Source organism: Pseudomonas sp. JDS08PS003 (genome assembly GCF_045013505.1).
Lineage (GTDB): Bacteria > Pseudomonadota > Gammaproteobacteria > Pseudomonadales > Pseudomonadaceae > Aquipseudomonas > Aquipseudomonas protegens_B.
On record NZ_CP120724.1, the window covers coordinates 4,262,475 to 4,286,993 of the forward strand.

A 24,519-nucleotide genomic window follows, 5' to 3' on the forward strand; every position below is an offset into this window, starting at 1 on the left:
ACTCACGTTGAAACTTTGAACAAGTCCAATAACCGCCACACCATATAACACCGACTAAAAAAGACAAACTAAGACAATTCTTAAAAATTCCAGCAACAAACAATGACAAACAACCCACAAGAAGTCGCTTGACATAAACTCTATAAAAGACAACCAGAGAACACTCGACATTGAATAAACACCTATTTCAATACTTCACTCTGTACACAAACCATATTCGCCACCATCCACTTCACTCCCCTTGAACCTGCCAATGCCTTTGCCCCGGGCCTGGCCCAACACACCCTGCCGGCCACCCTCAGGGAAGGCTAGAATCCCTTCCACCCTCCCCATGCGATTCGACGAGACCCGTTCATGAGCTTCGATTTCGATACCCTGCATCCCCGCCAAGGCACCGGCAGCACCAAGTGGAGCCGCTACCCCGAGGACGTCCTGCCCATGTGGGTGGCGGACATGGACTTTGCCGTGGCGGATGGCATTCTCCAGGCCTTGCACCAACGCCTAGAGCACCCGCTGCTGGGCTACAGCGTGGCCCGGGATGAACTGCGCGAAGCCGTGGTCGCCGACCTCTGGAACAAGTACGCCTGGCGTGTGCAGCCCGACGAGTTGATCTTCCTGCCCGGGGTCGAGCCCGGGTTCAACATGGCCCTGCACGCCTTCGTCCAGCCCGGGCAAAAAGTGCTGGTACAGACCCCCAACTATCGCCCGCTGCGCATGGCCCCGGACAACTGGCACCTGGACAAGGTCGAACTCCCGTTCCAGCTCACCGAGCAAGGCACCTATGTCACCCCCATGGACGCGCTGCGTCAGGCCTTGCAAGGTGCTGGCGCCCTGCTCCTGAGCAACCCTCACAATCCCTTGGGCAAGGTCTTCCCCCGGGAAGAACTGCAAGCCGTGGCCAGCGCCTGTCTGGATCAAGGCGCACTGATCATTTCTGACGAAATCCATGCCGAGCTGTGCTTCGACGGGCGCCGGCATATTCCCACCGCATCCCTGAGCCCGGAGATCGCCCGGCGCACCATCACCCTGATGTCAGCGAGCAAGGCCTATAACATCGCCGGGATGAAGACCTGCTTCGCCATCGTCCAGGACCCGGCCACCCGCCTGGCCTTCAACAATGCCCGCGCCGGCATGGTGGACAGCGTCAGCCCCCTGGGCCTGGAAGCGACCCACGCCGCCCTGACCCACGGCGGCCCCTGGCTGCAGGCACTGCTCGGCTACCTGCAAGCCAACCGTGACTACCTGCTGCACGCGGTGCAGACCCGCTTGCCGGGCATTAGCATGCACGCGCCCCAGGGCACTTATCTGGCCTGGCTCGATTGCAGCGCCCTGGGCCTTGCCGACCCCTACGCCTTCTTCCTCAAGGAGGCCAAGGTCGGCCTCAGCGCCGGGCTGGAGTTCGGCGACGACTGCGGGCAATTCGTGCGACTGAACTTCGGCTGCCCGCGGGCCATGCTTGAAGAAGGCATCCAGCGCCTGCAGGACAGCCTGCAACGGCGCTGATTGCCGCACAAACCCACCCCGCCACCGCAGCCGCCAGATTCCAGCCCCTGGCGCTGCGCCCTCCTGGCCTGGCCCCGCAACCACGCCCCACCCTGGCGCAGACGGTGTCCTGACACGCGCTCAATGGATCCATAAAAATCGCTCAATGGATCCACAACCCCCTAAAACCTCAAGAGCAACCGATTATCGAACAAAATATCCGTGCATTCGTTTGACACTCCTAGAGCGCGAACCCTTTAATGGATCCATTAAATAAAAACAACAAACGCCTGGAGAGACGTCATGTACCCAAAAAATGCCTGGTACGTTGCCTGCACCCCCGATGAATTGCAGGGCAAGCCCCTGGGCCGGCAGATCTGCGGCGAACGAATGGTGTTCTACCGCGCCCATGAAGACCGGGTGGCCGCCGTCGAGGATTTCTGCCCCCATCGCGGCGCCCCGCTGTCGTTGGGTTATGTCGAGAATGGCAACCTGGTGTGCGGCTACCACGGCCTGATGATGGGCTGCGACGGCAAGACCGTGGAAATGCCCGGTCAGCGGGTACGCGGCTTCCCTTGCAACAAGACCTTCGCCGCGGTCGAGCGCTACGGTTTCATCTGGGTCTGGCCCGGCGACCAGAGCCTGGCCGATCCCGCGCTGATCCATCACCTGGAATGGGCCGACAACGAACAGTGGGCCTACGGCGGCGGGTTGTTCCACATCCAGTGCGACTACCGGCTGATGATCGACAACCTGATGGACCTGACCCACGAAACCTATGTCCACGCCTCCAGCATCGGCCAGAAGGAGATCGACGAGGCGCCGCCACAGACCACAGTGGACGGCGATCAAGTGGTCACCGCCCGGCACATGCACAACGTCATGCCGCCGCCGTTCTGGCGCATGGCCTTGCGCGGCAACCAGCTGGCCGACGACGTGCCGGTGGACCGCTGGCAGATCTGCCGCTTCAGCCCGCCCAGCCATGTGCTGATCGAAGTCGGCGTGGCCCACGCCGGCCACGGCGGTTACGACGCCCCCGCGGCATTCAAGGCGTCGAGCATCGTGGTGGACTTTATCACCCCCGAAAGCGACACCTCGATCTGGTACTTCTGGGGTATGGCGCGCAACTTCAACCCGCAGGACCAGGCCCTCACCGCCAGCATCCGCGAAGGCCAGGGCAAGATCTTCAGCGAAGACCTGGAGATGCTCGAACGCCAGCAGCAGAACCTGCTCGCCCAGCCCCAGCGCAGCCTGCTCAAATTGAACATCGACGCCGGCGGCGTGCAGTCGCGACGGGTACTGGAACGCCTGATCGCCCAGGAGCGCAAGCCCCGGGAAGCACTGATCGCGGCAAGCCGATAAGTCCCTCTCCGCCCCCGACAGCCAGCCGGCCCGGATGCGGCCACTGGCGAGGACCGACAATGATCGACGTACTGGTGGTCGCGCGCCACAGCGAAGCCCTGGACATCTGCAGCTTCGAACTGGCCGCGGCCGACGCAAGCCCCCTGCCCGCCTTCAGCGCCGGCGCCCATATCGACGTGCATCTGGCCAACGGCCTGGTGCGCCAATATTCACTGTGCAACCACCCCGAAGAACGCCACCGCTACGTGATCGGAATACTCAAGGACCCCGCCTCGCGAGGCGGCTCAAGCAGCCTGCACCAACAGTTGGAGGTGGGCGCGCGCCTGCGCATCAGCCAGCCACGCAACCTGTTCGCCCTGGCCCCCGGCGCGCGGCGCAGCCTGCTGTTCGCTGGCGGCATCGGCATTACCCCGATCCTCAGCATGGCCGAGCACCTGGCCCACAGCGGCGCGGATTTCCAGCTGCACTACTGCGCCCGTTCGGCCGAGCGCGCGGCCTTTGTCCCGCGCCTGCGGCAATCGCCTTTCGCCGAGCGGGTCAGCCTGCATTTCGACGAACAGCCCGAGACTGCCCTGGATATCGCGCACGCCCTGGGCGCGCCGCAGGATGATCTGCACCTGTATGTCTGCGGCCCCAGCGGGTACATGCAGCACGTGCTGGACAGCGCCAGGGCCCTGGGCTGGAAGGAACAATGCCTGCACCGCGAGTACTTCAGCGCCGCGCCCGTGGACCACAGCTCCGATGGCAGCTTCGCAGTCAAGCTGGCCAGCAGCGGGCAGGTGTTCCAGGTGCCGGCCGATCGCAGCGTGGTCCAGGTGCTGCAGGACCAGGGCATCGAGGTGGCGATTTCCTGCGAACAAGGGATCTGCGGCACCTGTCTGACTCGGGTGCTGGAGGGGGTGCCGGAGCACCGCGACCTGTTCCTCACCGAGGAAGAACAGGCGTGCAACGATCAGTTCACGCCCTGCTGTTCCCGCGCCAAGACCCCGTTGCTGGTGCTGGATCTCTAGCGCCTCACGGCGAGGGCAGGATCAACTTCATGCGCTCGTCGGCCAGCGCCGAACCGAAGATCTCGGCGTAACGCAAGGTGGCGTTGGCATGCTCGCGCATCAACGCTTCGGCCCGTGCGCCCTGGCCGTTGACCAGGGCGTCGAACACCGAATGATGCTGCATGTGGGCGTAGTTGAAGCGCCGGTATTCCCGGGCCATGTCCTGGCGGTCCACCGCCAGGGCGGTAACCGAGGCAAACGGCAGGTGGTCGTTGCGCGCCAGGGCATCGGCGATCGCCGGGTTGCCGCTGCCCGCCACGATCACCTGGTGAAAACGCATGTTGAGGTCGTGATAGACCTCCAGGTCTTCCTCGTTGACATAGCCCTTGTCGAACAGCGCATCGCCCTCGACCAGGCAACGTTCGAGAATCGCCCGGCCCTCGGCCGACAGCCCGCGTTCGGCGGTCTGGCGCGCCGCCAGGCCTTCCAGCACCCCGCGCACCTCCACCGCACCGGCAATGTCCTGGGCGCTGACCGAACGCACCTGAAAACCACGGCCGCCGAAACGCACCAGCAGGCCTTCCTGCTCCAGGGTGCGAAAGGCCATGCGCACCGGCATGCGCGACACCCCGAAGCGCTCGGCGGTAGGCACTTCCATCAAGCGCTCGCCTGCCGCCAGCTCGCCCGAGGCGATCATCTTGCGCAGCGCGACCAGCACCGTTTGACCGGGTTTGCTCATCCGGGCAGCTTCCTGAAAAAAGGTGGGCGGCCATAGTAACGCAAGCCCCGCCGCAACGCGCATCCAGGCGTAGCCTGGCGCCGCCGCCGGGCCACGGCGAGGCGGCGCACAGGCCCACAGGGCCTTGCCTGGCGATCTACCGCAAGACCTCCCGCGCCCTTGCAATCGCCGCCTGCGGCAGCGGCTACAGGCTATTCACAGCGACAACGGGTAGCTGACGATCAGCCGGGTCTGGTCGAAGTCGCTGTTAAAGCTGCGCCGGTTGGTAGCGTTGTTCAGCCGCAGGCTGAGGTTCTTCAGGGTGCCGCTTTGCAGGGTGTAGCTGATCTCGGTATCGCGCTCCCACTCATGGCCGTCCTTGCCGGCCTTGGTGGTGGCGTTGTCGCCACGCCCGTAACGCACCATGGCCAGCAGCCCGGGAACCCCGGAAGCGGCGAAGTCATAGTCGTAGCGCAGCTGCCAGGAGCGCTCGCCGGCGTTGCTGAAGTTGCCGTTGAACATGTCGTTGCCCAGGGTCCGGCCGCTGCTGCCGTAGACCGACATCCAGGGGCTGTCGCCGCTGACCTTCTGCAACCCCAGGTACAGCGTGTGCCCGGCCCGCGCGGCGGAAAACAGGCCATAGGCGGTGTGGCTGTCGACCCGGCCGATGCGCGCGCTGCCATCGTCGCGGTCGATGAAGTAGCCCAGGTTGCTCCCCAGCACCCAGTCGCCCACCGGCTGTTTGTGCTGCAAGTTGAAATAGCTCTGGCGGTAGATGTCCTGCAGTTGCGAATGCCAGGCGCCGAGCAGGGTGCGCTGCTGGTTGAAGCGGTATTCGGCGCCGGCGTAGTTGAAACCATCGGACTTCACCCCCGGCGCGGCCCAGGCCGAAAGGTCCTGCATGTCCGATGAGTTGCGCAGGCTCACGGCCCGGTACTGCCCGGCCTGCAGGCCCAGGCCGTCGATCTCGCGGGACACCAGCATGGCCCCGCGAAAGGTCTGCGGCAGCAGGCGGCCATCGTCATAGCGCAGCAGCGGCACGTCCGGCAGCAGCTCGCCGAGCTTGAATTCGGTGGCGGAAATCCGCGCCTTCAACGCCGCCCCGGCCCGGCCGAAATTGTCCGCCGCGCGACCATCGTCGTGCACCGGCAGCAACTCCGAGCCGCTGACCCGGCGACTGCTGTCGAGCTTGAGGCCGAACAGGCCGATGGCATCCAGGCCAACACCCACGGTGCCCGGGGTGTAGCCGGAACTGAACTTGAGGATGAAGCCCTGGGCCCACTCCTCGATCTGCCCCTTGGGCGCGTCGTGGTCGCGAAAATCCCGGTTGAAGTAGTAGTTGCGCAGCAGCAGGTCGGTCTTGCTTCCCTCGAAGAAACCGCTGTCGTCGCCAGCCCAGGAAGGGGCGCACAGGCCCGCTGACAGACAAGCCCCAACCAGGGAACCGCAGAGCATCGGATGACGGGTGTTCATTATTATTGTTCTCCGTTTTTCATAAGCGCAGCCGTGCCCCGACAGGCCGGTAGCGGCCCGTCCGTTCACGGATGCGCAAGTGCCCGGCCTGGGCGGCCGGGGGTTGTTCAGGTCAGCCCGTCAGAAGGGATACTGACGTGGCCGGTGCTGCACGCTAATCCAGTGGTCGCGGGTGAACTCGTCGATCGCCCAGTCGCCGTTGAAGCGCCCCAGCCCGGAGTTCTTCTCGCCACCAAAAGGCGCGTTGGCCTCATCGTTCACCGGCACATCGTTGATGTGGGTCATGCCCGCGCGCACCTGGCGGGCGAAGTTCACCCCGCGCTCCAGGCTGCGGGTGAACACCGCGCTGGACAGGCCGAACTCGCTGGCATTGGCCAGCTCCAGAGCGTGAGCTTCGTCCCGGGCGCGCAGCAGCCCCACCAGCGGGCCGAAGATTTCATTGCGTGCCAGGTCCATGTCGGCCCGCACCTCGCCGTAGACATGGGGTGCCAGCAGATTGCCGTTCACCCCGCCCTCGTACAGCGGCTCGGCGCCCTGCTCGCGGGCCAGGGCGATCTTGTCCTGCAAGCCCTGCAACTGGCGGGCGTTGATCACCGGGCCGATCACGGTCTCCAGCGATTGCGGATCCCCCACCTTGAGCTGCTTGACCCGGGCCACGAAGCGCTGGGCAAAGGCGTCGTAGAGCCGTTCATCGACGATGATCCGGTTGATCGCCATGCAGATCTGCCCCTGGTGCAGGAACTTGCCGAACACCGCGGCGTTCACCGCTTGCTCCAGGTCGGCATCGTCGAGCACCACGAACGGGCTGTTGCCCCCCAGCTCCAGGGCCACGTGCTTGAGATGCTCGCCACCACTGGCGATGCGACCGATACCACGCCCCACCGGGGTCGAGCCGGTGAAGGTGATCAGCGCCGGCACCGGGTGCTCGACAAAAGCATCGCCAATCTCGCTGCCGGCCCCCACCACCACACTGAACACCCCGGCGGGCAGCCCCGCCTCCTCGAAGATCCTGGCCAGCAGCAGGCCACCGCACACCGGGGTATCGCTGGCCGGCTTGACCACCACCGCGTTGCCCAGGGCCAGGGCCGGGGCGATGGAACGCTGGGTCAGGTGCAGCGGAAAGTTCCACGGGCTGATCACCCCCACCACCCCCAGGGCACTGCGGTAGACCCGGCTTTCCTTGCCCGGCACATCGGACTCGACAATCCGCCCATGCACTCGTGCCGGGAACGACGCCGACTCCAGGGTAATGGCCCGCGCCGCGCCCCATTCGGCCAGGGCCTTGATCCGCGTGCTGCCGGATTCGCGGATGATCCAATTGACGATTTCCTCCTGGCGCCGGTCGAAGATCGCCACCGCCCGGTGCAACACTGCCGCGCGCTGCGACGGGCCCAGGGCCGCCCATTCCGGCTGCACCTGGGCGGCCTTGGCATAGGCCGCATCCAGGTCGCTACGGTTGGCCTGGGCCACTTCCAGCAACAGCGCACCATCGAACGGATTGGTCACCGCCAGGGTCTTGCCGGCGGCTCCGGGGCGCCACTGCCCGGCGATGGGTTGCAGATGCAGATCGCGATAGACCGCGTTGGATTCACTCATGAAAAATCTCCTCATGGAACAGCATTCATAAACCGATGTGTCGCTCATAAACCGCCGGTGTAGGCGCTGGCTTGCCAGCGAAGACACCCACCAGAACAACACAAGACTCAAGGCCCTCTTCGCCAGCAAGCCGGCTCCTACAAGATGGCGCGTTGTTCGATCAGCCGCAGCAGGCCGAGCAGGGTTTCGGTGTGGGGCACCGCCACCCCCGCCTCTCGCGCCCGGGCCACTACCTGGCCGTTGATCGCGCCGATTTCCGTGGGCCGCCCGGCCAACACGTCCTGCAGCATCGAGGGCTTGTGGGTTCGGTGGTGGTCCATGGCAAAAGCCACGCTGTCCAGGCAGCGCTGGGCATCCAGCACTATCCCCTGGGAGCCGGCCACGGCCACCACCTCCATGACGATGGCCCGGGCCAGCGCCACGCCTTCCGGCGCCGCGGCCAACTGGCCCACCGTGCAGCCAGTGGCCGCGCACAGGCTGTTCAGCGCCGCATTGAAGGCAACCTTCTCCCAGATCGACGTCCAGACCTCGGGGTCCACCGAACAATTGAGCCCGGCCGCGTCCAGTACCGCCGCCACTTCAGCGCTGGCCTGGCGCTCACCCTCGTCGAGGGCCAGCACCCGAACCATGCCCTGGCCATGGGAATGCACCTGCCCCGGCCCAAGCATGTCGGCGGGCCAATTGGTCATGCCGATCAGCACCTGCTGCGGGGCCACATGCCGCGACAAGGCTTCGGCGTTGCCCAGGCCGTTCTGCAGGGTCAGCACCCGGGTGTGCCCGGCAATATGCCCGGCAACGCTGCGCAAGGCGCTGTCGGTGTGCAGGGTCTTGGTGAAGACCAGCAGCAGGTCCGGGTGCCCGCTGGCCTGTTCCGGGCGGCAGGCGTTCAAGCCCCTGATGCGCCGCTCGCCGTGGTCGGTGGCCAGCAGCAGGCCGTCACGGTGGATGGCTGCCAGATGCGCGTCATTGATGTCCAGCAGCGTCACCTGCTGCCCGCTTTCCGCCAGCAGGCCGCCAAACAGCGAACCCATGGCACCCGCACCGAGAATGGTGATGTTCATCGAACCTCCTGATTGAATGAGCGTTTCAAGGACGGCGTTCATGACTGGCCCGGCAGGCGCCGGGGGATGTGCCGGCGCACGATCAGCAGCGCGATCAGCGCCATGAGCATCACCGCGCCCAGCAGCGTCAGGTAGCCCTCGGCCCCACCCCGGGTGATCACCAAGGCCCCGGCGAAGGCACTAAGGATCGCCCCCAGGCGTCCGAAGGCCAGGGCCGAGGCGGTGCCAGTGGCGCGCACGCCGGTGGGGTAGATAAAGGCGCACAGCGCGTACATGGTGGACTGCACCGCGTTGACGAACAGGCCGTGTACGCCGAAACCGAAGATCAGCAAACCGGTGTCCTGATGGATATCCACCCCCTGCAACGCAAAGGCGCTGGCCGCGCCGCCGGCACAGCAGATCAGCAACGGCCAGAACGAGCCCCAGCGGGTGATGGCCATCGCACAGACCAGCGCGCCGATGACCCCGCCGAGGTTGTAGGCGGTCAACCCGGACCCGGCCACCGACAGCTCCAGACCTTCGGACAGGAGCATGGTCGGCAGCCAGCTGAAGGCGCTATAGACCGCAGTCAGGCACATGAAGAAGGCCACCCAGAGGGCCAGGGTGTCGCGTCCGTAGCCACGGGCGAACAAGGTGCGGAAACCGCCCTGCTTCTCGCTCTTCTGCTCCAGGGCATCGGTGTAGACCACCCCCGCTGCCATCGGCCGACCCATGCGCCCGAGCAAGGTACTCAGCTCGTTCCAGCGCTGGGGCCGGCGCGCCAAAAAGCGCGGCGACTCCGGCAGCGTCGCCAGCAAGGCAAAGCCCAGGACGATGGGCAGGCTGCCACCGATGAAAAACAGGGTGCGCCAGCCGTACAGCGGCAACACATGGGAAGCGAACAATCCCGCCAGCATCCCGCCCAGGGGCACGCAGACAATGGTGGCAGTCACCGCCAGGGTGCGCCGCCGCGCCGGGGTGAATTCGGCCGTCACCGTGGTCGCGCTGGGCAGCGCGCCACCGATGCCCAGGCCGGCGATGAAGCGCAAGACCGCCACCGCCAGCGCATTGGGTGCCAGGCCAATGGCGCAAGTGGCCACACCGAACACAAAGACACTGGTAATGATCGCCATGCGTCGGCCGAACCGGTCGGCAAACAAACCGGCGCAGGCACTGCCGATGCCCATGCCGATCAGCCCGGCCGCCACCGCCGGAGCAAACGCCTCACGGGTGATGCCCCACTCCTTGATCATCAGCGGAATGGCAAAACCGATCAGTTGGCCGTCGAAGCCGTCCATGACGATGGACAGCGCCGCCAAGAGCACCACCAGTTTCTGCATGCCGGTGAAGGGGCCATGGTCGAGCAAGGTGCCGATGTCGGCGTGGGTGGAGCCGGCACGCGCCGGCTGGGGCGCGTCGTCTATCACAACAGTGACCGAAGTCGTGTTCATAACCACCTCTTTTTATTCTTCTGGTGAGTCCGCAGGTTGCGGTTGGCAAGGCCGGGCTCGCGCCCGGCGACTAGGCAGCCCTCAGGGTTCGATGGTCAGGGTCGGCACCTCGATCAGTACCGGGCGGTTGCCCGCCAGGGCTTCACTCAGGGCCTGGGCGAACTCCTCGCGGGTGTTTGTCTGCACCGAGTGCACGCCATAGCCGCGGCCGATGGCGCAGAAGTCCAGGCCGGGCACGTCCAGCCCCGGGGCGTCGCTGACCTGCAGCACACCGGCGAACCAGCGCAGGGCGCCGTAGGTGCCGTTCTTGAGGATGATGAACACCACCGGGATCTGGTACTGGGCGGCGGTCCACAGCGCAGTGATACCGTAATTGGCCGAGCCGTCGCCAATGACCCCGATCACCCGCCGCTCGGGGCGGGCCAGTTGCACCCCCACTGCCGCCGGCAGGCCGAAGCCCAGGCCACCGGCCGCCGGGAAGTAGTAACTGCCGGGTTCGCGCATTTCCACTCGCTGCCAGAAGGCACCGACGGTTGAGGTGGATTCCTTGACGTAGATCGCATCCTTGGGTGCCAGCTCGTTGATCACGTCGAACACGGTTTCCGGGCGCAGCAGGCCGTCGCTTTCCTCGACCGGCGCCGGTGCCGGCAAGGCTGCCGGCTGCGGCCGGTCGCACTCTGGCAGCGCCCAGACCAGGGCCTGCAAGGTCTCGGCAATGTCCCCCACCAGCGCATCGCCCATGGGCGCTCGGGCCGCTTCACCGGGATCGCAGGTGATGTGCAGCAACTCGGTGCCCTCAGGCAGGTAGTCCCCCGGGGCGAACTGGTGATAACGGAACACCGGAGCGCCCACCACCAGGATCAGGTCATGCTCCACCAGACAGCGACTGATGCCGGCGATGGCCGCCGGCAGTACCCCGCGAAAACTCGGGTGGCGCGTAGGAAACGGGCAACGGGACGCAGACGGCGCAACCCAGGCCGGCATCCGCAGTTTCTCCGCCAGTTGCACCGCCAGCGCGTTGCTCTGGCTGCCGTCCACATCCGGCCCCAGCACCAGCACCGGGTTGCGCGCCGCCGCCAGGCGCTGTACCAGGCTGCGCAGTTGCGCCGCTGAAGGCAGCCCGGCGCTGGCCACCTGGCGCCGCGCCAGATGCTCGACCCCGGCCGGTGCCGCGCGTGCCCAATCGTCATAGGGAATCGACAGATACACCGGGCCCTTGGGCGCCTGGTTGGCCAGGTGAATCGCCTGGCTCAAGGCCCGGGGCACGTCCTCGGCACAGGCCGGTTCATGGCTCCACTTGACCAGCGGCTTGGGCAACTGCGGCGCATCGACGTTGGCCAGCATCGCTTCGACACCGATCATCGACCGCACCTGCTGGCCGGCGGTGATCACCAGCGGGCTGTGGGAGTACCAGGCATTAGTCAGCGCGCCCATGCCGTTGCCGGTGCCCGCCGCCGCATGCAGGTTGACGAACGCCGGCCGGCCACTGGCCAGGGCGAAGCCGTCGGCCATGCCGACCACCGCGCCTTCATGCAGGCCGAGGATGTAGCGGAAGTCTTCAGGAAAGCCCTTGAGAAAGGGCAGTTCGTTGGAACCCGGGTTGCCGAACACCGTGGTCAGGCCGTGTTGCCGGAGGATGTCGTAGGAAGCGCTATGGACGGTTTTCATAGGGACCTTTGCCGCTGCTTTTTTAGAATTTGAGTTACTCTTGCAGCCGCGATTAAATTGATCAAATCGATACTATTTCTATTAAAAATAAGATCCATCTATATCCATGAGGCACCATGAGCCACATCGATCTGAACCTGATCCGCACCTTCGTCACCCTCTACGAAGCCCGCAGCGTGACCCTGGCCGCCGAGCGCCTGTTCGTCACCCAACCCTCGGTCAGCTATGGCCTGGCGCGGCTGCGGGAGCTGTTCGACGACGGCCTGTTCAGCCGCAGCCGCGACGGCATCCAGCCCAGCCAACTGGCCGATGAGCTGTACCCGCCCCTACGCCAATCTCTGACGCGGATCGAAAACACCGTGCACAGCACCCGGCGCTTCGACCCGGCGACCACCGAGCGACGCTTTCGCATCGCTCTCTCCGACCTCGGCGAAATGGGCTTTCTGCCGCTGATCCTGGCGCGTCTTAACCAGCAGGCCCCGGAAGCCGAAGTCGAGGTCCTGCCGCTGCAGGTGGACCAGGCCGGCGAATGGCTCAGCAGCGCCAAGGTCGACGCGCTGATCTGCCGCAAGCCCCTGACCGGCACCCGCAGCCAGGTACTGATCCGCGAGCGCTACGTGTGCCTGCTCAGCGACCGCCACCCACGCATCGGCCAGCACCTGAGCCTGGAGCAGTTCCTCGCCGAGCGGCACATCGCCGTGACCCGCACCACCGGCCACGGCAGCATCGAGGACGTGCTCAAGCAGATGAACGCCAAGCGCCGCATCAGCCTGCAGGTGCCGCACTTCTCGGTGCTGCCCAAGATCCTGCCCGGCACCGACCTGCTGGCGGTGCTGCCGGCGCAGATCGCCCGCCTGTTCATTCTCGAAGGCGGCCTGCAGCAACTGGAGCTGCCGTTCCCGGTGGGGGAATTCGACGTGTCCCTGCACTGGCACCCCAACAGCGACAGCTCCGCCGCACTGACCTGGTTCCGCCAGACCGTGACTGCGGCGATCATCGACGGCCAGTCTTGAAGCGGCGCCCGCTGCCGCATCCAGTTGCGCGAGCTAGGCCAGGGCCGCTTGCGCCTGCGGCGCTGCCGGGCGCAGCAGTAACAGGCAACCCGCCGCCAGCACGAAGACCACGGCAAACACCCCATACAGGTGCAGCGGCTGCCAGCCGGCATCCAGCAGCATCCCGGCCACCGTCGGCGAGACAATCGCGCCAATGCGCCCGATGCCGATCCCCCAGCCCACCCCGGTAGCCCGCACCGAAGCGTCGTAGACCACCGGCGACAAGGCATACAGACCGGCCACGCAGCCGTTGGCGAACAGCCCGATCAGCAGCCCCAGGCCCAGGGCCGCGGCAATCGACGAGGCACTGCCGACAAACAACACCAAGAGCCCGGCGGTCACCAGCATGAACAGCGACAGCACCCGGGTCAGCGGCCAGCGCGAAGACAAGCCGCCGATCAGTGCCGCGCCGAAGATCCCGCCAACACTCAGCAGCACCCCGCCGGTGATCCCCTGCTGCGCCGAAAGCCCAGCGGCCACCAGCAGTTTCGGGGTCCAGCTCATGACGAAGTAGAAACCGAACATCACCAGGAAAAACAGCAGCCAGATCAGCAGCGTGGTGCGCCGCATCGGCCCGGCGAACAACTGGCCGAAGCCGCTGACGGCGCCCTCCTCGCGCAGCGCCGCAACGGGCAGCCGCGCCAGCGTCGGGTGCCCCAGGCGATGGGCCAGGCGATTGACCCGCAGCAGAGCATCGGCCGGGCGCCGGGCCAGGAGAAAGTCCAGGGATTCAGGGAGCCAGAGCAGCACCAGAGGGATCACCAGCAAGGTGGCGATGCCGCCAAACACAAACACCGAACGCCAGCCCCAATGGCTCAGCAGCCACACCGCCAGCAAGCCGCCCAGGGTCGCCCCCAGGGCATAGCCGGTGGATTGCAGGCTCACCGCCAGACCACGCCAGCGGCGGCTGGCGTACTCGGCGGCGATCACATTGCTGCTGGCCAGGATGCCGCCAATGCCCAACCCGGTCAGGCCGCGCAACAACGCCAGTTGCAACGGGCTCTGGCTGGTGGCCGAAAGCAACATGCCGACACCGGACAGCAACAGGCACCCCAGAATCAGCGGCCGGCGGCCGAAGCGATCGGCCCAGGGCGCGATAAACAGCGAACCGCCGGCCATGCCGAACAACCCGGCACTGAGCAGCAGGCCGATCTGCGCACCGTTGAGTTGCCACTCGGCGGACACCGAGGCGGCGGTGAAGGCCATCACCAGCACATCGAAGCCGTCGATCATGTTGAGGACGATGCAGATACCGATCGCCAGACACTGGAACGCACCCATCGGCCCCTGATCGAGCCGTTGCTTGAGATCGCGGTTCATGGGTGCACCTGCCATTCGGCCATGAGCCGAAGCGCAACACCCAGCGAACCTGTGCACACAGACAGCCAGCGCGCGCCAGCCAGGTGGCCGCACGCCGTCGAAAAGACATTCATGACGAAACCCTTTTTGTTGTTTTTATTGCGGACGGTCAGGAGGGCTCCTGCCATCGCCAGGTCGCCAATAAAGCGCCTAATGGATCCACTAGCAAGAGAGAAACGGACTGAAAAAGTCGGTAAAAACACTCGAAATCGACCTGAAACGAGCGAAATGACCATAAGGATCAAAGACTTATGTACCGGACAAGCCCCCCGGATTAGCGGGCGATTATCGCCCACCCGCGTTCACCCAAGGGACTAAAACCGCTAAAGACAGTGCACTTAAGGGCGCTTGAGCTTCACAACGGCCTGACACCGGCCCTTTCAGGACGCCGAGCGCCCCGCAAGGGCCAGCGCCCTCCCGGCACCCACCTTCACCGCTGATCCATCAGCGCCTGATCGTCGCCGCTGACACCCACCAATGGATCCAATAAAACGAGCCGCATCAAATAAACGCCAACTCCGCCCGGGCGTTGCGTACTGCCGTCATCCGCTGTTCGACCTGGGGCAACAGGTAGCTGAAAAAGAACCCCGCCGTCTCAAGCTTGGCCCCACGCAGCGGATCGCCCTCGGGCAGCCTGCGCGACACCCGTGCCGCCCGCGCCCAGGCCAGTGCCAGTAGGCTCAGGCCACACAACGCCAGAAAATCCCCGGCCGCGCGATACGGGTACTCGGCATCCTCCAGCGCCCACTGTTGCACCTCGCCCACCCGTTCCTGCAACGCCTCGGCCAGATCCCCTAACGACCGGGCAAACCCTGCGCACTCGGGCACCTTTGCGCCGCGCCCAGCCTCGGCGCACAGTTGCTCAAGCAACAGCGCGAAGCCCTGTCCCCCATCCCCCAGCACCTTGCGCAACAACAGGTCGTTGGCCTGAATCTCGTTGCTGCCTTCGTAGATCATGGCGATGCGGCTGTCGCGCAGGGTCTGCTCGATGGCGAACTCGGCGACGTAGCCGTAGCCGCCGAAGACCTGCAAGGCGTTGCTGGCCTGACGAAAGCCCTGCTCGGTAAAGAAGGCCTTGATGATCGGCGTCAGCAGTTGCGCCAGTTGATCGGCCTGGCGCCGGACCTGGGGCTCAGGGTGATGTTCGGCCTCATCCAGCAGGTGCGCAGCCCAATAACCGATGGCCCGCAAGCCCTCGCTGGTGGCGCGCAATTCCAACAGCACGCGGCGCATGGCCGGGTGGTAGCGAATCGGGTCGGCGGCCTGGGCGGCGACACCGGCGGGGCGCAATGGCGCACGCATCTGTTGGCGTTCGCCAGCGTAGTCGCGGGCGTTCTGCCACGCCGCTTCGACATGCCCCAGGCCCTGCAGGCCCACGTGCAGGCGCGCCGAATTCATCATCACGAACATCGCCGCCAGGCCGCGATGGGCCTCGCCCACCAACCAGCCCTGGGCCGCCTCGAACACCAGGGAACAGGTGGCGCTGCCCTTGATCCCCATCTTGTGTTCGATGCCGTCGCAGCGCACGCCGTTGCCCTGGCCCCGCTCCAGGCGCTTGGGCACCAGGAACAGCGAGATTCCCCGGCTGCCCTCCGGCGCGCCCGGCAGCCGGGCCAGCACCAGATGCAGAATGTTGTCGGTGAGGTCATGCTCGCCGCCGGAAATGAACAGCTTGCTGCCGCTGAGGCGATAGCTGCCGTCGGCCTGGGGCTCGGCACGACAGCGCAACAGGCCGACATCACTGCCGGCCTGGGGCTCGGTCAGGCACATGGTGGGCAGGCTCGCGCCACTGATGATCTCGGGCAGGTAGCGCTCCTGGAGCCAGGGCGCGCCGTGGGTCTTGAGGCACAGGTAAGCGCCATGGGCGATGCCGGTGTACATGGCCCAGGCGTGGTTGCTGGCGTAGAGCATCTCTTGCAGCACCGCGTCCAGCAGCTGCGGCAGGCCCTGGCCACCCAAAGCTTCGGCGCAGACCAGGGCCGGCCAGCCGCCCTCGACATAGGCCCGATAGGCCTCGGCAAAACCCTCCGGGGTGCTGACCTGCCCGTCCGCCCACTGGCAGCCCTGGCGATCGCCTCTGGCGTTCAGCGGGGCCAGTACGTCCTGGCTGAAACGCGCGGCCTGCTCCAGCACCTGCAGCGCCAGGGGCAGGTCCAGCACTTCGAACGCCGGGCTCCGACGCCACGCTTCGGGGGCCTCCAGCCAGTGCTCAAGGACAAATTGCATATCGCGCAGCGGCGCCTGGTAGCTCCACATGGGGACACCTCATCGAGTAGAAATAGAGTGGCCCGCCAGGGGCGGCGGGCCGGTCGGACTCAGCCGCGCCAGGCCGGGTTTTCGATCAACAGCGCCATGCCCTGGCCACCTCCCACGCAGGCGGCGGCGATCCCGTAGCGCAGGTTGTGCTCGCGCAGTTGCCGGGCCAGGGTCAGCACCAGGCGCAGGCCGCTGGCGGCCAGGGGATGACCCAGGGCCAGGGAGCCGCCCTGGGCATTCAGGCGATCACTGTCCAGCTCCAGCTCCCGGGCCACGGCCAGCACCTGGGCGGCCTGAGCCTCGTTGATTTCAAGGCGACCGATCTGCTTGAGGCTCAGGCCACTGCGCTGCAGGAGCAGGCGGATCGCCGGGGCCGGGCCGATGCCCATGCACTCCGGCGCCACCCCGACCACCGCACTGGCCAGCAACAGCGCCAGGGGTGGCGTGCTGCAGGCCGACGCCCGCCCGACCAGGGCCGCCGCCGCGCCATCGACCACCGCGCAACTGTTGCCGGCTGTCTGCACCCCGCCCTCGTGGATCGTCCGCAGTCGCGCCAGGGCAGAAAGCTCACTGGGGCGCGGATGACTGTCCTGGCTGACTGCCTCGACACCCCGTGGCAGGCGAATGCCGCGCGCTTGATAGCCGTCGAGCTCGAAGGCCTGCTGGCTCACGGCGACGATTTCCGGCGCGAACCAGCCCGCCTGCTGGGCCGCCAGGGCCCGCTGATGGCTGGCGCAGGCATAGCCGTCCACGGCTTCGCGGGTCAGCCCATAACGCCGCGCCAGGTTGTCGGCGGTGGCGATCATGTCCAGCCCCGGCGCCGGGTCGTACAGTGCCTCCCATAAAAAGTCCTTGAACTGCACCGCCGCCCCCAGGCGGAAGCCGCCGCGATGGGTGTAGGCGGCAATCGGGTTGCGCGACATCGATTCACTGGCCACGCACAACGCCAGTTGCACCTCGCCCCGCACCTGCTCGGCTGCCTGGCGCAGCAGCTCGAAACCGGTGGCGCAGATGCGCTGCACCCCCAGGGCCGGCACCGCTTGCCCGACACCGCTGTACAGGCCGATGTGCCGAGGCAGCAGGTAGGCGTCGAAACTGGCCTGGGCCATGGAACCGGCCAGCACGCTGTCCACCGCCCGGGCATCGATGCCGGCGCGCAACAGTACCTCGCGCCCGACCTTGATCCCCAGATCGATCGGCGAGATCTCCGCCAGGTCCCCGCCAAGGTCGACCCAGGGCGTGCGCAACGCCTCAAGGATCGCCACATCGGCAAACCCGCTGTACTGCCCGGCGCCGTTCATGGCTTGGGCTCGGCGCGCAGGATCGACGGCTCGCGGCCGCGATACAGATCCTCGACCTGTTCGGCACGCCACTGCAACACCGCGCGCTGGTTGATCGAGCCCTTGTCGGTGATTTCCCCGCGGTCGATGGACGCCGGCTCTACCTGCAGGGCGATCCACTCCAGGCGGCTGGCATTGCCGCTGGCCTCGCGATTCAGGCGCTGCAACCAGTCGCTGAACCACTGGCGCACCGGCGCGCTGGCCAGCACCTGGGCATCGCTGGCCTCGGCGCCCAGCGCCGCCAGCCGCCGGCATTCATACAGGCGCGGGAACACCAGGGCCCCCAGGCACTCGCGATCGGGTGCCGCCACCACCAGGTCCTGGACATAGGGCGAGCCTTCGAGCACCGCGCGATTGCGCAGCGGGCCGACGCTGACAAAGACCCCGGACGACAACTTGAAATCCTCGGCGATGCGCCCGTCGAACATCAGCCCCAACTGCGGGTCGTGGGGGTCGGCGAGCTTGAGCGCATCCCCCGAGCAGTAGAAGCCCTGGGCGTCGAACACCTCGGCGGTCTGCTGCGCCGCGCGCCAGTAGCCGGGCATGATGTGCGGCCCGCGAAAACGCCCTTCGAGCTTGCCGTCCACCGGCACCAGGCGCACTTCGCAACCCGGCGCCGGCAGGCCGATGTAACCGGCCATCGACAGCGGCCCGGTGGTGAAGGTGCAAGACGGCGCGGCCTCGGTCATGCCGAGCCCGGCCATCATGCGGATACGTTCGCCGCAATGCTGCTCGGCAACCCGGTCGAGACGGTCCCAGACACTTTGCGAAAGCCCGGCGGCGGCGAAGAAGAACAGGCTCATGCGCTTGAAAAAACACTCGCGCAGCTCGGCATCCTGCTCCAGGGCATTGACCAGCTCCTCCCAGCCCTTGGGCACGGTCAGGTAGGCGGTGGGCGAAATCTCCTTGAGGTTGCGCAAGGTTTCGGCAAAGCCCTGGGCCGTGGGCTTGCCATCGTCCAGATAAAAACTGCCGCCGTTGTAGAGCACGATGCCGACGTTATGGCTGCCACCGAAGGTGTGGTTCCAGGGCAGCCAGTCCACCAGCACCGGCGGCTCTTCACCGAACACCGGAAAAGTCTGCAACAGCATCTGCTGGTTGGCGCAGAGCATGCGCTGGGTGGTGATCACCGCCTTGGGCAGCTTGGTCGAGCCCGAAGTGAAGAGAAACTTGGCGATGCTGTCGGGGCCGGTGGCGGCAAAGGCCGCATCGGCCTCGGCACCACCGGGCTCGGCCAGCAGGCTGGCGAAGCTCGCCAGGCGCCGCCCCGGCACCTGGCCACGCACGCAGATCAGCGGCGTCTCGGGCGGCAGCACCGCGTCGATGGCCCGCTGGTAAGCGCCAGCATCGCTGACAAACACCAGCCCCGGCTGCAACAGGTCGCAGACATGGCGCAGCTTGGCAAAGTCCTGGGACAGCAGCGAATAGGCCGGCGACACCGGACAATAGGGAATCCCGGCGTACATCGCGCCCAGGGCCAGTTGCAGGTGTTCGATGTCATTGCCCGAGAGCAGCGCCAGCGGCTTGTCGGCCGACAACCCGTAGCCGAGCAGGCCCTGGGCGATGGCGCGCACGCTGTCGAGCATCTGCCCATAGCTGACCCGGCGCCAGTCGCCGCCGGCCTCGCGGGCGGCAATGAAGGTCTGCTCGGGACGCACCCGGGCCCAGTGCAACAGACGATCGAGCAAGCGCTGCGGCAAGGGCGCCAGGGGTTCCAGGGAACGCATATGCAACACGCCCTGCTCTTCACTGACGGCAACCGCCGGCCGGCCAATGGACACCTGACGGTAACGCGGCGGCTCGGCCACGGGTGGGGATGGCGCTCTGAATTGGCAACTCACGTACATGTCCTCCATCAAGGCACGCCTGCGCCGCGCACGCAGGGCGACAGCTGGCAAGCATGGCAGCCGGTGGCTGCGGCCTTGTTATTGTTATGCCTGGCCGGCACACGGGCCGCGTGCTCAAGGCACCGCGCCCGTGGCGACGGATCAGATCGGGTAGTGCCGCGGGCCGTTCTGCAAGGTGACCCAGCGCAATTGGGTGAAGTGCTCGATCGAGGCCTTGCCGCCAAAACTGCCGTAGCCGCTGGACTTGACGCCGCCAAACGGCATCTGCGCCTCGTCATGCACGGTGGGCCCGTTGATATGGCAGATGCCCGACTCGACCCGTTGCGCCAGGGCCAGGGCACGCCCGGTGTCGCGGCTGAAAATCGCCGCCGACAGGCCGAACTCGGAATCGTTGGCCAGGCGCAACAGTTCTTCATCACCGCTGCCGCGCAGTACTACCGCCACCGGGCCGAAGGACTCTTCGCGGTACAGGCGCATGGCGTCGGTGACGCCGTCGAGCAGGGTCGGCTGCAGAATGCTGCCGTCCAGTTGCCCGCCGACCACCCGCCGCGCGCCCTGCTCCAGGGCGTCGTCGATCAGCGCCTTGATGCGTGTCCCGGCGCTGGCATCCACCAGCGAGCCGAGCACCGAATCTGCGGCCGCCGGATCGCCGGCGCGCAGGCTCTCGACCTTGGCCGCCAGCTTGGCGACGAAGGCATCGGCCACCTTGGCATCGACGATCAGGCGCTCGGTGGACATGCAGATCTGCCCCTGGTTGAAGTAGGCGCCAAACGCCGCGGCCGCGACAGCCGCATCCAGGTCGGCATCGTCCAGCACCAGCAGCGGCGCCTTGCCCCCCAGCTCCAGCAGGGCCGGCTTGAGGTGGCGCGCCGCAAGCTCGCCGACAATCCGCCCAACATGGGTCGAACCGGTGAAGTTGACCCGGCGCACCGCCGGGTTGGCGATCAGCCGCTCGACAATCGCCGCGGCATCGGCCGGGGCATTGCTGATGACGTTGACCACGCCATCGCCCAGGCCGGCGTCCTGCAGCACCTGGCCGATCAGGCGATGAGCCGCCGGGCTCAGTTCGGAAGCCTTGAGCACCACGCTGTTGCCACAGGCCAGGGGCATGGCAATGGCCCGGGTGGCGAGAATCACCGGGGCGTTCCACGGGGCAATGCTCAGCACCACGCCGCAGGGTTGGCGCAGGGCCATGGCGAAGCTGCCGGGGACATCCGAGGGAATGACTTCGCCGTTGATCTGGGTGGTCATCGACGCTGCTTCACGCAGCATGTTGGCCGCCAGGCGGACGTTGAAGCCGTACCAGTTGGCCATGGCCCCGGTCTCGCCAGCGGCGGCAATGAATTCGCCGCTGCGGGCCTGCAATTGCTCGGCGGCCCTGAGCAGACGGCTGCGGCGTTCGTTGGGGGCCAGAGCCGCCCAGGCGGGGAATGCGGCCTGGGCCGCGGCCACGGCGGCGTCGGCATCGTCCAGGGTCGCGGCGGCCACGCGCGATACCACAGCGCCGGTCACCGGGTTGCGGCGTTCGAAGGTTCGACCGTCGCCGGCGGGGCGCGACTGGCCACCGATCAGCAGGGGCACGTCCAGCATGGTGATTCCTCTTGTTGTCTTTGTCGGGAATGCAGCGCAGCGGTGTAACAGTAATGCCAGGGGCATGGCGAACAGCGGGATGCGCCCGCCGTTCGCCGGCCGGGCTCAGCGTTTATACGCCTGCAGGCCGGGCTTGATGCTCTTGTCGTCGAGGAACTGCTTCATGCCCTGCTCACGTCCGCCTTCGGTATCCAGCAGGCGCGACTGATCGAGCTTGGCGTACAGGTAGTCTTCGTTCTGCTCCCAGGTCAGCTCGCGGCAACGCTTGAAGCCATGCTTGGCGGCACGCAGCACCACCGGGTTTTTCTCCAACAGATTGCGCGCCAGCTCGATCGTGACTTCACGCAGTTGCGCCAGGGGCACGCTGTCGTTGACCAGGCCCATTTCTGCGGCTTTCTGCCCGCCAAAGGTCTTGCCGGTCATGATGTAGTACAGCGACTGGCGATGACCGACGGTGTCGGCCATGGCCTTGCTCACCAGGTTGCCCGGCGGGATGCCCCAGTTGATTTCCGAGAGGCCGAAGGTCGCCTCATCGGCGCAGATCGCCAGGTCGCAGGCAACCAGCGGGCTGAAGCCGCCACCAAAGCACCAGCCGTTGACCATGGCAATGGTCGGCTTGGCGTACATGCGCAGCAGTTTCCACTGCCACTGGGAGGCTTCGCGGCGGATTTTTTCCTGAAGGATCTCCGGGCCGGCATCCACCTCGCGAAAGTACTCCTTGAGGTCCATGCCGGCAGTCCAGGCTTCACCGGCGCCAGTCAGCACCAACACGCCGGCGGCCGGGTCCTGCTCCAGGGTTTCCAGCACGTCGATCATTTCCCGGTTCAGGGTCGGGCTCATGGCGTTGCGTTTTTCCGGGCGATTGAGGATGACCCAGGCAATGCCGTCTTCGATTTCGACCTTGACCGTTGTCCAGCGACCTTCGTAGTTGCTCATGGCGATGCTCTCTTGTTCTGGCTTGAAGATGGATCGAAATTAAACCGCAAATATAGTTATGTCAATTAACTATTAATCAGATTAACCATTTTCCTTAGCCCTGGAAAAATCCTTCTGCAACGCCTGCCAACATAGGCAAACGTAGCTATCAGCGGCCGACCCCGGCAAACTGGATAGCCTTGTTAACCGACCCAGGATGTTTTTGTCATGGCCAAGCCTGCTCCCCTCGCCGACCCGCGCGAGGCCCCACCCGCCAACGCCGAGGTCCAGGCGCCGCTGGATTCGGCATTGGACGAACTGATTGGCTACGCCATGCGGCGCGCCCAGCTCAAGCTGTTCCAGAACCTGATCGGCCGGCTCTCGGCCCACGACCTGCGGCCCGCACAGTTCTCGGCCCTGGCGATCATCGACAGCAACCCGGGGCTGATGCAGGCCGACCTGGCTCGCGCCCTCGCCATCGAGCCGCCGCAAGTGGTGCCCCTGCTCAACAAACTGGAAAGCCGCGCTCTGGCGGTGCGGGTGCGCTGCAAGCCGGACAAGCGCTCTTACGGGATTTTTCTGAGCAAGACCGGCGAAACCCTGCTCAAGGAGCTCAAGCAGATCGCCGCGCAAAGCGACGTCGACGCCACCTCGGCCTTGAGCGCCGGGGAGCGCGAAGAGCTGCTGCGCCTGCTGAAGAAGGTTTACCAGGACTGAACCCAAGGTGCCGGCACAGGGCCGGCACGCTGACGCAGCAAGGCGCTTGCGGGCCTACCAGATCGGCAAGGTGTAGAGCACCAGGAAGCGGGTCTGGTTTTCATCGCGGAACGCCGCGCCCGCCGGGAAATCATTGCGATAGATCGACTTGCGCGCCACCAGCCCGAGGTTCTTCAACGGGCCGCTCTGCAGCACGTACCCCAACTCCATTTGAAACTCGCGCTCCTTGCGCTCACTGGCATTGAAGGCCGCCAGCTCGATATTGTCGCCGCGCACGTAACGCAGCCGACTCTTGAGCCCGGGCAGGCCGGAGGCGGCAAAGTCATAGTCATAGATGGCTTGCCAGGTGCGCTCCTTGGCATTGAGAAAGTCCGAACTCATGGTCAGCTCGCTCATGCCCATCAACTCGGTGCCGGAGATGTAGGGCGTGGCCGTGTCGCCGCTGGAATACATGTAGCCCAGGCTCACCCGGTGCCCGCCGAACTTGTAGCCAAACAGCGCCGAGAGGTTGCGGTTGTCGATCCGGCCGGCCTTGGCACTGCCGTCTTCCCGGCTGAAAAAACTGCGCAGGTCGCTGCTCAGCACGCCATCGCCCAGGGGCAGGTTGTGCAGCAGGGCCAGAGTGTCCTGCTGGTAGAGGTCGGTCACCTGCGCGTGATAGGCGCGCAGGCTGAGGTCCTTGTTGACCTGGTAGTCGCCCCCCAGGTACGCCAGGTGCGAGGTGCTGGCCGTGGCATTGAAACGCCGGTTGGGCGAGGCAATGGTCATGGCCTGGTAGTCGGTGGAGTCGCGCTTGTTGATGCGGTCGATGTAGCCGGTGTTGAGGGTCAGGCCGTCGATGTCCCTGGAACTCAGGGTGGTGCCGCGAAAGGTCTGCGGCAGCAGGCGCGACGGGCTGGCAAAGGCGAACGGCAGGAAGATCGAGACATCGCCGGTCTTCACCGTGGTCTGGGCAAAGCGCAGTTTGGCGGTGGGCGCCAGCCGCGAGTATTCATCGGCGGCACGCTTGTCGCTGGCCGACACCGGCAGCAGTTCGGTGCCGCTGCGGTCCGGCGAGGAATCGAGCTTGACCCCCAGCAGCCCGCGCACATCCAGGCCGAAACCGACGCTGCCCTCGGTGAACCCCGACTCCATGTTCATGATGAAACCCTGCGCCCATTCCCGCGCGGCGGTCTTCGCCCCATCGTCCTTGTAGTCGCGATCCAGGTAGTAATTGCGCAGGGTCAGGGTGCCGTGGCTGTCATCGATAAAACCCGCCGCCCAGAGTGGGCCAGGCAACAGGCTCAAGCCCAGCAAGGCCAGAGCCAGCCGCGTGGGGCGACTGGGCACACAGGAAGCTGACGCCGCAGCAACGGCGTTGGTGGGGATATTTGGCATGTCCGATGTCCATTTTTTGTTGTTGTTTTAGGTGTCGAGCGAGGGCCTGGCAGCCGACGTCGCGGACAGAGAATGGAAACAGCCCAAGCCTTACGTCAACCACAAATGACCGATAATCGAACATTAATAATATTATCTATTTTTTAAACAAATCATTATTGTCAGTTTATATATCTGATTTAAATCACTTTATTTGCATTTATTGGCTGAAATTAAGGCGCTATTCATTTTTTAGTTATCTTTGTTATCTTAATCACCAGCCACCAGCACCGGCGCATTCAGGCCCG

Annotated in this window: 18 protein-coding genes; 5 read left to right on the forward strand and 13 right to left on the reverse strand. The window is 65.7% G+C overall.

Annotated features, from left to right (window positions below; translation table 11 throughout):
- Positions 1–354 precede the first annotated feature (354 nt).
- From P7C00_RS19050 to P7C00_RS19060, 3 genes are all read left to right on the forward strand, one after another.
- A complete protein-coding gene (locus tag P7C00_RS19050; protein WP_404937092.1) occupies positions 355–1,503 on the forward strand; it encodes a MalY/PatB family protein in 1,149 nt (382 codons plus the stop codon).
- Between the two features lie 282 nt (positions 1,504–1,785).
- A complete protein-coding gene (locus P7C00_RS19055; protein ID WP_404937093.1) occupies positions 1,786–2,844 on the forward strand; it encodes a Rieske 2Fe-2S domain-containing protein in 1,059 nt (352 codons plus the stop codon).
- Positions 2,845–2,903: 59 nt separating this feature from the next.
- Positions 2,904–3,854, forward strand: a complete 951-nt coding sequence (locus P7C00_RS19060) for a PDR/VanB family oxidoreductase (RefSeq protein WP_404937094.1) — start codon at positions 2,904–2,906, stop codon at positions 3,852–3,854.
- 4 nt (positions 3,855–3,858) lie between these two features.
- Here the strand turns inward: P7C00_RS19060 and P7C00_RS19065 are convergent, their stop codons facing one another.
- The 6 genes from P7C00_RS19065 to mdlC all read right to left on the reverse strand — a co-directional run bounded on the left by P7C00_RS19065 (position 3,859) and on the right by mdlC (position 11,779).
- Complete coding sequence (locus tag P7C00_RS19065; RefSeq protein ID WP_346635524.1) at positions 3,859–4,572, reverse strand: GntR family transcriptional regulator; 714 nt, start codon at positions 4,570–4,572, stop codon at positions 3,859–3,861.
- A gap of 195 nt (positions 4,573–4,767) precedes the next feature.
- Positions 4,768–6,024, reverse strand: a complete 1,257-nt coding sequence (locus P7C00_RS19070; RefSeq protein ID WP_404937095.1) for an OprD family porin — start codon at positions 6,022–6,024, stop codon at positions 4,768–4,770.
- A 120-nt stretch (positions 6,025–6,144) separates the two neighbouring features.
- Positions 6,145–7,620, reverse strand: a complete 1,476-nt coding sequence (locus P7C00_RS19075) for an aldehyde dehydrogenase family protein (RefSeq protein WP_404937096.1) — start codon at positions 7,618–7,620, stop codon at positions 6,145–6,147.
- A gap of 137 nt (positions 7,621–7,757) precedes the next feature.
- Positions 7,758–8,681 carry a 2-dehydropantoate 2-reductase gene (locus P7C00_RS19080; RefSeq protein WP_346635527.1) on the reverse strand — a complete coding sequence of 308 codons (924 nt, stop codon included), beginning with the start codon at positions 8,679–8,681 and terminating at the stop codon, positions 7,758–7,760.
- 38 nt (positions 8,682–8,719) lie between these two features.
- A complete protein-coding gene (locus tag P7C00_RS19085) occupies positions 8,720–10,111 on the reverse strand; it encodes an MFS transporter (RefSeq protein WP_404937097.1) in 1,392 nt (463 codons plus the stop codon).
- Positions 10,112–10,192: 81 nt separating this feature from the next.
- Positions 10,193–11,779 carry a benzoylformate decarboxylase gene (gene mdlC / locus P7C00_RS19090; RefSeq protein ID WP_404937098.1) on the reverse strand — a complete coding sequence of 529 codons (1,587 nt, stop codon included), beginning with the start codon at positions 11,777–11,779 and terminating at the stop codon, positions 10,193–10,195.
- A 116-nt stretch (positions 11,780–11,895) separates the two neighbouring features.
- On the opposite strand from mdlC, the gene P7C00_RS19095 reads away from it, so the two are divergent.
- On the forward strand, positions 11,896–12,792 hold the full coding sequence (locus P7C00_RS19095; RefSeq protein ID WP_404937099.1) for a LysR family transcriptional regulator: 897 nt from the start codon (positions 11,896–11,898) through the stop codon (positions 12,790–12,792).
- A 33-nt stretch (positions 12,793–12,825) separates the two neighbouring features.
- Here P7C00_RS19095 and P7C00_RS19100 read toward each other — a convergent pair whose 3' ends face one another.
- The 6 genes from P7C00_RS19100 to P7C00_RS19125 form a co-directional block, all read right to left on the reverse strand.
- Positions 12,826–14,151, reverse strand: coding sequence for an MFS transporter (locus P7C00_RS19100; protein ID WP_404937100.1), 1,326 nt, complete (start codon positions 14,149–14,151; stop codon positions 12,826–12,828).
- A 540-nt stretch (positions 14,152–14,691) separates the two neighbouring features.
- A complete protein-coding gene (locus P7C00_RS19105; RefSeq protein WP_404937101.1) occupies positions 14,692–16,446 on the reverse strand; it encodes an acyl-CoA dehydrogenase family protein in 1,755 nt (584 codons plus the stop codon).
- A gap of 59 nt (positions 16,447–16,505) precedes the next feature.
- Positions 16,506–17,747, reverse strand: a complete 1,242-nt coding sequence (locus P7C00_RS19110) for a thiolase family protein (protein ID WP_404937102.1) — start codon at positions 17,745–17,747, stop codon at positions 16,506–16,508.
- Positions 17,744–19,627 (reverse strand): feruloyl-CoA synthase, encoded by a 1,884-nt coding sequence (locus P7C00_RS19115; RefSeq protein WP_404937103.1) that lies wholly within the window; start codon positions 19,625–19,627, stop codon positions 17,744–17,746. The genes P7C00_RS19110 and P7C00_RS19115 overlap by 4 nt, the downstream gene beginning before the upstream one ends.
- 147 nt (positions 19,628–19,774) lie before the next feature.
- Entirely contained in the window at positions 19,775–21,223 is a 1,449-nt protein-coding gene (locus P7C00_RS19120) for an aldehyde dehydrogenase (protein ID WP_404937104.1), read from the reverse strand.
- Between the two features lie 105 nt (positions 21,224–21,328).
- Positions 21,329–22,159: a p-hydroxycinnamoyl CoA hydratase/lyase gene (locus tag P7C00_RS19125; RefSeq protein ID WP_346635536.1), complete on the reverse strand. Its 831-nt coding sequence runs from the start codon at positions 22,157–22,159 to the stop codon at positions 21,329–21,331.
- A 207-nt stretch (positions 22,160–22,366) separates the two neighbouring features.
- Between P7C00_RS19125 and P7C00_RS19130 the strand changes: the two genes are divergently transcribed.
- On the forward strand, positions 22,367–22,855 hold the full coding sequence (locus P7C00_RS19130) for a MarR family winged helix-turn-helix transcriptional regulator (RefSeq protein WP_015635949.1): 489 nt from the start codon (positions 22,367–22,369) through the stop codon (positions 22,853–22,855).
- A gap of 54 nt (positions 22,856–22,909) precedes the next feature.
- On the opposite strand, the gene P7C00_RS19135 is transcribed toward P7C00_RS19130, so the two are convergent.
- Positions 22,910–24,232, reverse strand: a complete 1,323-nt coding sequence (locus P7C00_RS19135; RefSeq protein WP_404937105.1) for an OprD family porin — start codon at positions 24,230–24,232, stop codon at positions 22,910–22,912.
- Positions 24,233–24,519 lie beyond the last annotated feature (287 nt).